This is a genomic window from Corynebacterium senegalense, from assembly GCF_900411315.1.
Taxonomy (GTDB): Bacteria; Actinomycetota; Actinomycetes; order Mycobacteriales; family Mycobacteriaceae; genus Corynebacterium; species Corynebacterium senegalense.
This window is the reverse complement of sequence record NZ_LS990887.1, coordinates 898701-909895: the sequence shown is the minus strand read 5'-3', so window position 1 is coordinate 909895 and position 11195 is coordinate 898701. Positions and strand designations below refer to the sequence as shown.

The 11195-nt window shown below is 69.5% G+C and carries 10 protein-coding genes; 9 read left to right on the top strand and 1 reads right to left on the bottom strand.

Annotation, left to right across the window (positions count from 1 at the left end):
* Positions 1-123: 123 nt before the first annotated feature.
* The 9 genes from DYZ02_RS04430 to secA all read left to right on the top strand — a co-directional run bounded on the left by DYZ02_RS04430 (position 124) and on the right by secA (position 10734).
* Positions 124-486, top strand: coding sequence for a hypothetical protein (locus DYZ02_RS04430; protein ID WP_115685157.1), 363 nt, complete (start codon positions 124-126; stop codon positions 484-486).
* A 93-nt stretch (positions 487-579) separates the two neighbouring features.
* Positions 580-2031: an adenosylhomocysteinase gene (ahcY, locus tag DYZ02_RS04425; protein WP_115685156.1), complete on the top strand. Its 1452-nt coding sequence runs from the start codon at positions 580-582 to the stop codon at positions 2029-2031.
* 4 nt (positions 2032-2035) lie between these two features.
* Positions 2036-2644, top strand: a complete 609-nt coding sequence (locus DYZ02_RS04420) for a dTMP kinase (RefSeq protein ID WP_115685155.1) — start codon at positions 2036-2038, stop codon at positions 2642-2644.
* Positions 2641-3324 carry an MtrAB system response regulator MtrA gene (mtrA, locus tag DYZ02_RS04415; RefSeq protein WP_115685154.1) on the top strand — a complete coding sequence of 228 codons (684 nt, stop codon included), beginning with the start codon at positions 2641-2643 and terminating at the stop codon, positions 3322-3324. The genes DYZ02_RS04420 and mtrA overlap by 4 nt, the downstream gene beginning before the upstream one ends.
* Positions 3325-3352: 28 nt before the next feature.
* Positions 3353-4927, top strand: coding sequence for an MtrAB system histidine kinase MtrB (gene mtrB, locus DYZ02_RS04410; RefSeq protein ID WP_425451036.1), 1575 nt, complete (start codon positions 3353-3355; stop codon positions 4925-4927).
* Positions 4917-6632: an LpqB family beta-propeller domain-containing protein gene (locus DYZ02_RS04405; protein WP_115685152.1), complete on the top strand. Its 1716-nt coding sequence runs from the start codon at positions 4917-4919 to the stop codon at positions 6630-6632. Before mtrB ends, DYZ02_RS04405 begins: the two co-directional genes overlap by 11 nt.
* Positions 6633-6643: 11 nt before the next feature.
* Positions 6644-7249, top strand: coding sequence for a ComF family protein (locus DYZ02_RS04400; protein ID WP_115685151.1), 606 nt, complete (start codon positions 6644-6646; stop codon positions 7247-7249).
* 98 nt (positions 7250-7347) lie between these two features.
* Positions 7348-8019, top strand: coding sequence for a ribosome hibernation-promoting factor, HPF/YfiA family (gene hpf, locus DYZ02_RS04395; protein WP_115685150.1), 672 nt, complete (start codon positions 7348-7350; stop codon positions 8017-8019).
* A gap of 159 nt (positions 8020-8178) precedes the next feature.
* Positions 8179-10734 carry a preprotein translocase subunit SecA gene (gene secA / locus DYZ02_RS04390; RefSeq protein ID WP_115685149.1) on the top strand — a complete coding sequence of 852 codons (2556 nt, stop codon included), beginning with the start codon at positions 8179-8181 and terminating at the stop codon, positions 10732-10734.
* Here secA and DYZ02_RS04385 read toward each other — a convergent pair.
* A complete protein-coding gene (locus DYZ02_RS04385) occupies positions 10731-11111 on the bottom strand; it encodes a hypothetical protein (protein ID WP_115685148.1) in 381 nt (126 codons plus the stop codon). The two genes, secA and DYZ02_RS04385, sit on opposite strands and share 4 nt — an antisense overlap.
* Positions 11112-11195: the final 84 nt, after the last annotated feature.

The following is an 11195-nucleotide window of genomic DNA, read 5'->3' as shown; positions in this document are numbered from 1 at the left end:
CTATGTTGGGCCAGTACGGGGCCCCGGGGCGCTTCCGCAACCGGTCCTGGAAGCCGCCGGAGGGGCCCGAATGCAGGAACAACAGCAGATCCGACGAATCACACCACTACCGAAGGAGCACAGATGAGCACGTGGGACACCGAGGTTTTCTCCGCCGAGGCAAACGTGGACTTCCTCGACGACCTCGCCGAGCTCGAAACCGAGGAGATCGTCGACGCCGTCCGGGACGCCGTCCTGCTCGCGTCGAGCGACACGGCGACCCAGGAGGAGATCGACAACGGCCGGGCCGCCGCCACGATCGCCGCTATCTGGGCGGGCGCCCCCTTCAGCGCCGGCGAGGTCGCCGACTCCTACGAGTTCATCCGGGGCGGGGTGGCGGACGTCGATGAGCAGCTCGCCACCGCCGCTTCCGCCCTCCTCGAGGACGTGGGCGACGACACCGACACCGACGCCGACACAGAGCAGTTCATCGAAGCCCTCTCCTGACGGGCGGCCGGGCGTGTCCGGCCCCTCCGTTACAGTGGTGTCCGTACCGGGGCGACGAAGCGCCCCAGGCAACGACACGAAAGATGCGCAGACATGACTGAGACGCCGCGGGTGGCCGACTACAGGATCGCCGACATCGCCCTCCACGAGGTGGGGCGCAAGCAGATCGACCTCGCCGAGCACGAGATGCCCGGCCTGATGCAGCTGCGCCGCGAGTACGCCGCGGAGCAGCCGCTGGCGGGGGCGCGCATCGCCGGCTCGATCCACATGACCACGCAGACGGCGGTGCTCATCGAGACGCTCACCGCCCTCGGCGCCGAGGTCCGCTGGGCTTCCTGCAACATCTTCTCCACGGAGGATCCCGCGGCGGCGGCCGTGGTCGTCGGCAAGCACAGCTCCCCCGAGAACCCGCAGGGCGTGCCCGTCTTCGCCTGGAAGGGCGAGACCCTCGAGGAGTACTGGTGGTGCCTCAAGCAGGTATTCTCCTGGGGCGAGGGGATCTTCCCGAACATGATCCTCGACGACGGCGGCGACGCCACCCTCGCCGTGATCAAGGGCTCCGAGTTCGAGCGCGCCGGCGCCGTGCCCCAGGCGCAGCCGGGGGATCCGGACGAGCAGATCGCCTTCTACGACATGCTGCGCGAGACCCTCGCGGAGGACGCGCGGAAGTGGCGGAGCACCGCCGAGGAGGTCCGCGGTGTCACCGAGGAGACCACGACCGGCGTGCACCGCCTCTACCACTTCGCCAAGGAGGGCGTGCTGCCCTTCCCCGCGATGAACGTCAACGACGCGGTGACGAAGTCGAAGTTCGACAACCGCTACGGCACCCGGCACTCCGTCGTCGACGGCATCAACCGCGGCACCGACGTCCTCATCGCCGGCAAGAAGGCCCTCGTCTGCGGCTACGGCGACGTGGGCAAGGGCGTGGCGGAGGCCCTCGACGGCCAGGGCGCGATCGTCTCCGTCACGGAGGCAGACCCGATCAACGCCCTCCAGGCGCTCATGGACGGCTACCGCGTCGTCACCGTCGACGAGGCCATCGCGGAGTCCGACATCGTCATCACCGCGACGGGCAACCTGGGCATCATCACCTTCGAGCACATGTGCGCGATGAAGGACCACGCGATCCTGGGCAACATCGGCCACTTCGACAACGAGATCGACATGCACTCGCTGACCCACCGCGACGACGTCACGCGCACGCCGATCAAGCCGCAGGTCGACCTGTTCACCCTGCCGTCGGGCACGTCTATCATCGTCCTGTCGGAGGGCCGCCTGCTCAACCTCGGCAACGCGACGGGCCACCCCTCGTTCGTCATGTCCACCTCCTTCGCCGACCAGACCATCGCCCAGATCGAGCTGTTCACCAACTCCGCGAACTACGGCAACGACGTCTACCGTCTGCCCAAGATCCTCGACGAGAAGGTCGCGCGCATCCACGTCGAGGCCCTCGGCGGCACGCTGACCACGCTGACGAAGGAGCAGGCGGAGTACATCGGCGTCGACGTCGCCGGCCCCTTCAAGCCCGAGCACTACCGCTACTAGCGCCATGATCATCGCGGTAGAAGGAATCGACGGGGCCGGCAAGAACACCCTGGTCACGGCGGTGCGCGAGGCTCTCGGGGCGGAGAGCGTCGCCTTCCCCCGCTACGGCGAGTCCGTCCACGCGGACCTCGCCCGCGCAGCGCTGCACGGCGAGATGGGGGACCTGCCGGACTCCGCCCACGGCATGGCCACGCTCTTCGCCCTTGACAGGGCGGGGGCGAGGGAGCTTCTCGACGCCCACGCGGGGCGCATTCTCATCCTCGACCGCTACGTCGCCTCCAACGCCGCCTACACGGCGGCGCGCACCGGCGACCCGGCGGACATCGAGTGGGTCCGCGCGCTCGAGTTCGACCGGCTCGGCCTGCCGGTGCCGGACCTGCAGGTCCTCGTGGACACCCCGCCCGAGGTGGCGCGGCGCCGGGCGCTGCGGCGCGAGGCGGCCGACGCCGCCCGCGCGCGGGACGCCTACGAGCGCAACGACCGTCTCCAGCGCGACACCTTTGCCAACTACGAGCGCCTCGCCGAGACGGGCTGGGTGAGTCGGTGGGTGCGTGCGACGGAGCCCGGCACTATCATTCAGGCAGTTGAGAACTACGAGAAGGAGCAGCGATGACGCCGAAGATTCTGGTGGTCGACGACGATCCCGCCATCAACGAGATGCTGACGATCGTCCTGGAGTCCGAGGGGTTTGAGGCGCGCCCGATCATGGACGGCGCTGCGGCGGTGCCCGCGTTCCACGATTACGACCCCGACCTCATCCTGCTCGACCTCATGCTTCCGGGCATGAACGGCGTGGACATCTGCAGGGAGATCCGCAAGGAATCCGCCGTGCCCATTGTCATGCTCACCGCCAAGACGGACACGGTGGACGTGGTCCTCGGCCTGGAGTCCGGGGCCGACGACTACATCACCAAGCCCTTCAAGCCGAAGGAGCTGATCGCCCGCATCCGCGCGCGGCTGCGCCGCACGGGCGACGAGCCGGCGGAGGTGCTGGAGATCGGCGACCTCACCATCGACGTCCCCCAGCACATGGTGACCCGCGGCGACGAGGAGATCGCCCTGACGCCGCTGGAGTTTGACCTCCTGCTGGAAATGGCGCGCAAGCCCCACCAGGTGCACACCCGCGAGGAGCTGCTCGAGACGGTGTGGGGCTACCGCAACGCCTCCGACACCCGCCTGGTCAACGTCCACGTGCAGCGCCTGCGCTCCAAGATCGAGCACGACCCGGAGAACCCGGAGATCATCCTGACCGTCCGCGGCGTGGGTTACAAGACCGGCAAGCCGGGGGTGTGATCCCCTGAAGGCGTATCCGCTGCGCAGGCTGCGCGAGAACATCGCCGAGGCCTGGCGCACCTCACTGCAGGTCCGGTTCGTGGGCACGGTGCTCATTGTCTCGACGATCGTGATGCTCGTGCTCGGCTTCGCGCTGGCCTCGGTGGTGACGCAGCGGATCACCGCGACCAAGATCGACCTCGCCGCAGGCGAGGTGGAGCGCGCCCGCGCGGTCGTCGAGGAGCAGATCGACAGCTCGGGAACCTCGAGCTCGCTGCAGACCCGGCTGAACTCGGCCCGCACGGCGGTGACCCAGCGCTCCCAGCAGAACACGGAGGCGCCGACGGTCTACGAGCCCGTGCTGCTCATCCAGGGCGGCGGCGGGCAGGCCATGTCCTCGCCCGAGGGGTTCAACATCCCCCAGAGGCTGCAGACCTTCGTCTCCGAGGGCAACGTGGCCTACCAGTTCGCCTCCGTGGACCGGACCGACGGCTCCTCCTACAACGCGCTCATCGTGGGCACCCCGACCAGCGCTGAGGTCCCGGACCTGCAGCTCTACCTGGTCATGAACATGGAGAGCGAGACGGCCACCCTGGCGCTGATGCAGGGCCTGCTCGCCACGGCCTCCATCGTGGTGGTGGTGCTCCTGGTGGGCATCGCGTGGCTGGCCTCGCAGCAGATCGTCTCCCCGGTGCGCTCCGCCTCCCGCACCGCGGAGCGCTTCGCGGCCGGGCACCTGCGCGAGCGGATGCCCGTGGACGGGGAGGACGAGATGGCGGTGCTCGCTATGTCCTTCAACAACATGGCCGACAAGATCTCGCGGCAGATCAACCAGCTCGAGGAGTACGGCGACCTGCAGCGCCAATTCACCTCCGACGTCTCGCACGAGCTGCGCACCCCGCTGACCACGGTGCGCATGGCGGCCGACATGATCGCCGCGGAGGAGGAATCGCTGGAGGGCCACACCCGCCGGGCCTCCCAGCTGATGACGCGCGAGCTCGACCGCTTCGAGGAGCTGCTCGGCGACCTGCTCGAGATCTCGCGCCACGACGCGGGCGTGGCAGACCTGGCCACGACGAAGCTCGACGCCCACGCCCCGGTCTGGTCGGCGTGGGAGCAGACCAGCCACCTCGCCCGCGAGCTGGACGTGGAGGTGGAGCTCCGCCTGCCGGAGGAGCCTGTGCTCATCGAGGGTGACCCGCGCCGCATCGAGCGCATCGTGCGCAACCTCTTGGCCAACGCCATCGACCACTCGGAGGGCAACCCCGTGGTGGTGGAGATGGTGGCCAACACCGAGGCGGTGGCGATCACGGTGACCGACCACGGTGTCGGCCTCAAGCCGGGCCAGGAGGAGCTCGTGTTCAACCGGTTCTGGCGGGCCGACAAGTCCCGCAAGCGCCACTCCGGTGGCACGGGCCTGGGCCTGGCCATCGCGCGGGAGGACGCCCTGCTGCACCGGGGCAGCCTCGACGCGGCCGGGACCCCCAACGTCGGCTCCCAGTTCAGGCTGGTGATCCCGCGCGACCCGGAGGAGGGCTTCTCCTCGGCGCCGGTGGAGCTGGCCGCGCCCCGGCCCCTTCCCGCCGGGCACGACACCGCTGAGGAGGACCCCGATGCGCGCTAGCAGACCCCGCCGCGCCCTCGCCGGCGCCCTGGCGTTCGTGGCGGCGACCGCCACGTCGTGCGCCACCCTGCCGTCGAACACGGAGCCGCACGTGCTGCGCAGCTTCGAGCCCGAGTCGGCCACCGCGCCGGTCATCGCCCCCAAGCCGGGCAGCGACCCCGACCTCCTCCTGCGCGACTTCTTCGCCGCGTCCGCGGTGCCGACGTCCAACTACGAGGCGGCGCGCAGCTTCCTCACCCCACAGGCGGGGGAGGTGTGGCAGCCCACGGAGACGACGCTCGTGGTGGACCGGCTGAGCATCAACACCGTCGCCGGCGGCACCGGGGGGCGCCGCAGCTTCAGCGTCCAGGGCAACGTGATCGGGGAGATCCAGCCGGGCGGGGTGTTCAACCCCAACCGCGCGATCTACGACGCAACCATGGAGCTCGAGCAGGTCGACGGCGAGTGGCGGATTTCCTCGCTGCCCAGCGGGGTTGTCATCGAGCGCACGGAGATGCGCAACAAGTACCAGCCGCACTCGCTGTACTTCTACGGCAGCAACGCCTCCGAGCTCGTCGCCGACAGGAGGTGGATCTACGCGGAGCGGGACTCGCTGACCTCGGATCTGCTCAGCATGCTTATCGACGGCCCGTCCGAGCGCATCCGGCCCGCGGTGCGCTTCGACCTGCCGGCGGAGGCCGCGTACGTCGGCTACGAGAAAGGCGCCTACAACTTCACCGGCTTCGGCTCGGTGAGCGAGGAGAACCGGATGCGCTTCGCCGCCCAGGTGGTGTGGGTGCTGTCCCAGGCGGGCACCTCGGGGCCGATCTCGATCACGACGGACGGCGATCCCCTCATCGCGGGCATCGACAGCTTCACCACGGACGACTTCGCCGACGTCAGCCCCTTAAGCGACGCGGCGGGGGAGAAGAGCACCTACTCGCTGTCCAACGGCAGCCTGTTCCGCCTGGGCGGAGGGGAAACCGCGCCGGTGGACGGCAAGCTCGGCCAGGGCGGCACGATCGCATCGGTGGACGTGAGCAACTCGGGCAACTACGCCGCGGTGCTGGGCAAGGAGGGCGATCAGGCCTTCGAGCTGGGCACGCTGGGCGGGGCCGCCCAGGAGGTGATGCGCGGGAAGAACTTCACGCGCCCGACCTTCGAGGCCGACCGCAGCGCCGCCTGGGTGGCCGAGGACGGCAAGCGCATTGTCCGGGCGGTGCGCTCCGCGGCGACGGGGGAGGTCGTGAGCAGCGAGGTCGCCCTCGAGCTGCCGGAGGGCGTGGAGGGGAACATCTCCGTGCTGCGGCTCTCGCGCACCGGGGCTCGGGTGGCCATGGTCATCGACGGCCACCTCTACACCGGCATCGTCTCGGTGAGCGGGACGGGGGCGCGCTCGGTGGTCAACGTCATGGAGTACGCCCCCGACCTGGGTGGCAGCGTCATCGCCGCGGACTGGAACCCCGACGGCTCGCTGCTCGTGGGCACGAGCGCGGAGGGCTCCCCGGTCGTCCGCGTGGAGCAGGACGGCTCCTCGACCACCACGCTGTCCAGCGGAAACCTCACCGCCCCGGTGGTGGCGGTGGCCTCCTCGGCGGGCATGTACTACGCAACGGACGCGAACGGCACCCTGCAGCTGCCCGCCACGGGCGCGCCGGACAACTCGAACTGGCGCGAGGTGCCGGGCCTGCAGGGCGTGCGCGCGGTGCCGATCGTCGCGCGCTAGGGCGGGACGCGGTGCTCGAGTTGCTCCTCCCGCGGCGCTGCGGGGGATGCGGCGCCCCGGGGGAGCACCTGTGCGGCGCCTGCCGCCGGGCGCTCGCGCAGCCCCCGCAGCGGGTCAGCCCGCGGACCCACCCGCACGTGCCCACCTTCGCCTTCGGCACCTACGCGGGCGCCCACCGCGGGGTGGTGCTGGCCATGAAGGAGCGCAATAACCTGGCGCTGCGCCGCCACCTCGGCGCCGTTGTCGCGGCCGGCCTCGAGCACCTGGAGGCGCGCGGGGAGATCCCCGCCGGCGCGGGGCTCGTCCCGGCGCCGACCCGCGCGAGTTCCGCCCGGGCGCGGGGCGGGGACCCGGTTGAGGCGGTGTGCCGCGCCTCGGGCCGACAGACATGGCCGGCGCTCGCGCTGGCGCCGCGCACGGCGGACCAGTCGACCCTCGGGGCGGAGGAGCGGCGGGCGAACCTGGCCGGGGCGGTGCGCGCCGCGTTCGTCCCGGCCGGGCCCGTGATCGTGGTGGATGACGTGGTGACGACGGGGGCCACGCTGGAGGCGAGCGTCGCGAAGCTTCTCGCCCTCGGCTGCGACGTCGCGGCGTGCGTGGCCCTGTGCGCGGCCTGAGAGGTGAATTCTTTTTGAATCCTTTTAGGGCCCATTGGTTATTACCAGTTGTATAGTGGTGGTAGTCCCCCGTTCCGACTACTCAAGGGAGGAAGCAGATGACCTCTGCAGACAACAACGAAGTCCTGAGCCCCGAGGCCCAGGTGACCATCACTGGCCGAAACGTTGAAGTCCCTGAGCACTTCCAGGACCGTGTGAACGCGAAGCTCGCGAAGATTGAGAAGCTCGACCCGACGCTGACCTTCTTCCACGTCGAGCTGCAGCACGAGCCCAACCCGCGCCGCGAGGCCCAGGCCCAGCGCATCCAGATCACCGCGACCGGCAAGGGCCACCTCGCCCGCGCCGAGGCGAAGGAGGACAGCTTCTACGCGGCGCTGGAGTCCGCCGTCGGCAAGCTGGAGCGCTCCCTGCGCAAGGTCAAGGTGCGCCGCGAGATCTCCCGCTCCGGCCACCGCGCCCCCAAGTCGACCGGCGAGATCGCGGCCGAGCTCGAGGCCGAGGCACGCGAGGCGCGCGCCGAGTCCGCACAGGAGGACAACGCCGACCCGTACGCCGGGCTGGTGGAGGACTTCCAGCCGGGGCAGGTCGTGCGCCGCAAGGAGCACCCCGCCACCCCGATGAGCGTTGACGACGCCCTCTCCGAGATGGAGCTGGTCGGCCACGACTTCTACCTGTTCGTCGACGAGGCCACCTCCCGCCCCTCCGTGGTGTACCGCCGCCACGCCTTCGACTACGGCCTGATCGCCCTGGCCGAGGATGCAGAGGCGTAGGCTTCGCCCCTCCCACCGCCCGGCCCTTCCCCGTGAAGGTGCCGGGCGGTCTTTTCGTAGGCTTCTTTCAGCGACGCGGGCGGGCCGGTGGCGGGCCCGTGCGTACAATGACGGGTTGATACTCAATTCGCTTTTTACCGAACGAAGGACAAAACGCACGTGTTTGGACTGTCAAAGCTGCTCCGCGCCGGCGAAGGCCGCACCGTCAAACGCCTGAGCAAGATTGCCGACCAGGTCATCGAACTCGAGGACGATTACGCGGCCCTTTCCGACGCTGAGCTCAAGGCCAAGACCGGCGCGTTCCGCCAGCAGCTGGCCGACGGCGCCACGCTCGACGACATCCTTCTCGACGCCTTCGCCGCCGCCCGTGAGGCCTCCTGGCGCGTTCTCGGCCAGAAGCACTACAAGGTGCAGATCATGGGCGGGGCCGCGCTGCACTTCGGCTCCGTCGCCGAGATGAAGACCGGCGAGGGCAAGACCCTCACCTCGGTACTTCCCGCCTACCTCAACGGCCTCGGCGGCAAGGGCGTCCACATCGTCACCGTCAACGACTACCTGGCCAAGCGCGACGCCGAGATGATGGGCCGCGTGCACCACTTCCTCGGCCTCGAGGTCGGCGTGATCCTCTCCGAGATGCGCCCGCCGGAGCGCAAGCAGGCCTACGCGGCGGACATCACCTACGGCACGAACAACGAGCTCGGTTTCGACTACCTGCGCGACAACATGACCCGCTCCGTGTCCGACATGGTCCAGCGCGGGCACAACTTCGCCATCGTCGACGAGGTCGACTCGATCCTCATCGACGAGGCCCGCACCCCGCTCATCATCTCCGGCCCCGTCGACGGCTCCAGCCAGTTCTACACCGTCTTCGCCCAGCTCGCGCCGCGGATGAGGGAGGGCATCCACTATGACGTCGACAAGCGCAAGCGCACCATCGGCGTGACCGAGGAGGGCGTGGAGTTCGTCGAGGACCAGCTGGGCATCGACAACCTTTACGCGCCCGAGCACTCGCAGCTGGTCAGCTACCTCAACAACGCGCTGAAGGCCAAGGAGCTCTTCGAGCGCGACAAGGACTACATTATCCGGCAGGGCGAGGTCCTCATCGTCGACTCCTTCACCGGCCGCGTGCTCGCCGGGCGTCGCTACAACGAGGGCATGCACCAGGCGATCGAGGCGAAGGAAAACGTCGAGATCAAGAACGAGAACCAGACGCTCGCGACGGTCACGCTGCAGAACTACTTCCGCCTCTACGACAAGCTCGCCGGCATGACCGGCACGGCCGAGACCGAGGCCGCCGAGCTGCACCAGATCTACGGCCTCGACGTCGTGGCGATCCCGCCGAACAAGCCGAACCAGCGCGTCGACCGCGACGACCTCGTCTACAAGACCCAGGAGGCGAAGTTCGCCGCCGTCGCCGAGGACATCGCAGAGCACGTGGAGAAGGGCCAGCCCGTCCTCGTGGGCACCACCTCCGTCGAGCGCTCCGAGTACCTCTCCCAGCTGCTCACCCGCAAGGGCGTGAAGCACAACGTGCTCAACGCCAAGCACCACGAGGAGGAGGGCCGCATCATCGCCGAGGCCGGCCTGCCCGGCAAGGTCACGGTGTCCACCAACATGGCCGGCCGCGGCACCGACATCGTGCTCGGCGGCAACCCCGAGATCCTCCTCGACGCCAAGCTGCAGGCCCAGGGCCTCGACCCCTTCGAGGACGAGGAGCGCTACCAGGAGGCGTGGAACGAGCAGCTGCCCAAGGCGAAGGAGCGCTCCAAGCAGCTCGGCGACGAGGTCCGCGACAACGGCGGGCTCTACGTCATCGGCACCGAGCGCCACGAGTCGCGCCGCATCGACAACCAGCTGCGCGGCCGCTCGGGCCGCCAGGGCGACCCCGGCGAGACCCGCTTCTACCTCTCCATGCGCGACGACCTCATGGTCCGCTTCGTCGGGCAGTCCATGGAGAACATGATGAACCGCCTCAACGTTCCCGACGACGTCCCGATCGAGGCGAAGATGGTCTCCAACGCCATCAAGGGCGCCCAGGCGCAGGTGGAGAACCAGAACTTCGAGATGCGCAAGAACGTGCTCAAGTACGACGAGGTGCTCAACGAGCAGCGCAAGGTGGTCTACCGCGAGCGCCGCGAGATCCTCGACGCCAAGGACATCAAGGAGCAGGTCCGCCGCATGATCACCGACACCGTCGGTGCCTACGTCGACGGGGCCACCCGCGAGGGCTACGTCGAGGACTGGGACCTCGACGAGCTGTGGAGCGCCCTCGAGTCGCTCTACGGACCCTCGGTCACGGCCGCAGAGCTTGTCGACGGCTCGGAGTACGGCCGCCCCGGCGAGATCTCGGCCGAGCAGCTGCGCGAGGCGCTGACGCAGGACGCGCTGGCGCAGTACGCCAAGCTGGAGGAGAACGTCTCCGCGATCGGCGGGGAGGCGCAGATGCGCAACCTCGAGCGCATGGTCATCCTGCCGATCATCGACACCAAGTGGCGCGAGCACCTCTACGAGATGGACTATCTGAAGGAGGGCATCGGCCTGCGCGCGATGGCGCAGCGCGACCCCCTGGTGGAGTACCAGAAGGAGGGCGGCGACATGTTCAACGCCATGAACGAGGCCGTGCAGGAGGAGACGGTGCGCCAGCTGTTCATGCTGCGCCGCCAGTTCGAGCAGCAGGCCGCGGCCCCCGAGCAGGGCAGCACGGCCCAGGCCTAGAGCACCTTGAAGGACACCAGCCTCCCGTCCGCGACGCGGGCGGCGTAGGCGAAGCGGCGCCCTCCTGCCTGGACGGTGCCGAAGAATTCCCCGCCCTCGCGGGCGTGGCAGGTGAGCACGCGCACCGGCCCCGCCGGGGCGTTGGCTCTGCGGCGGGCGTTGATGTGGCCGCGCACGCCGGCGGCGTAGCTGGCGTGCCGCAGCGCTGCCGCGTCGCGCATGCCGAAGGCGGCGTCGAGGGCGACGAGGAGCAGCGGGGAGGGCCTCGCCGCGGGCCGCGGCTGCGGGCGGGGAGCGGGACGGGGGTTGAACGGCGGGTCGGGCCGCGGCTGAACGAGCACCTTGATGTGCCGGTGGCCGGGGACGGGGTAGTACATGGATTCCTCCTCGCGCGGGTAGGTGCAGGGAGGGGCGGACGCGGTACGGGGCAGGTAGTATTGTGGCACTCGCGCGTGCTGTCG

What these genes read in the sequence shown, in the direction of transcription:
- DYZ02_RS04430 (WP_115685157.1), top strand. Translation starts at nt 124, where the DNA reads ATGAGCACGTGGGACACCGAGGTTTTCTCCGCCGAGGCAAACGTGGAC.
- ahcY (WP_115685156.1), top strand. Translation starts at nt 580, where the DNA reads ATGACTGAGACGCCGCGGGTGGCCGACTACAGGATCGCCGACATCGCC.
- DYZ02_RS04420 (WP_115685155.1), top strand. Translation starts at nt 2,036, where the DNA reads ATGATCATCGCGGTAGAAGGAATCGACGGGGCCGGCAAGAACACCCTG.
- mtrA (WP_115685154.1), top strand. Translation starts at nt 2,641, where the DNA reads ATGACGCCGAAGATTCTGGTGGTCGACGACGATCCCGCCATCAACGAG.
- DYZ02_RS04405 (WP_115685152.1), top strand. Translation starts at nt 4,917, where the DNA reads ATGCGCGCTAGCAGACCCCGCCGCGCCCTCGCCGGCGCCCTGGCGTTC.
- hpf (WP_115685150.1), top strand. Translation starts at nt 7,348, where the DNA reads ATGACCTCTGCAGACAACAACGAAGTCCTGAGCCCCGAGGCCCAGGTG.
- DYZ02_RS04385 (WP_115685148.1), bottom strand. Translation starts at nt 11,111, where the DNA reads ATGTACTACCCCGTCCCCGGCCACCGGCACATCAAGGTGCTCGTTCAG.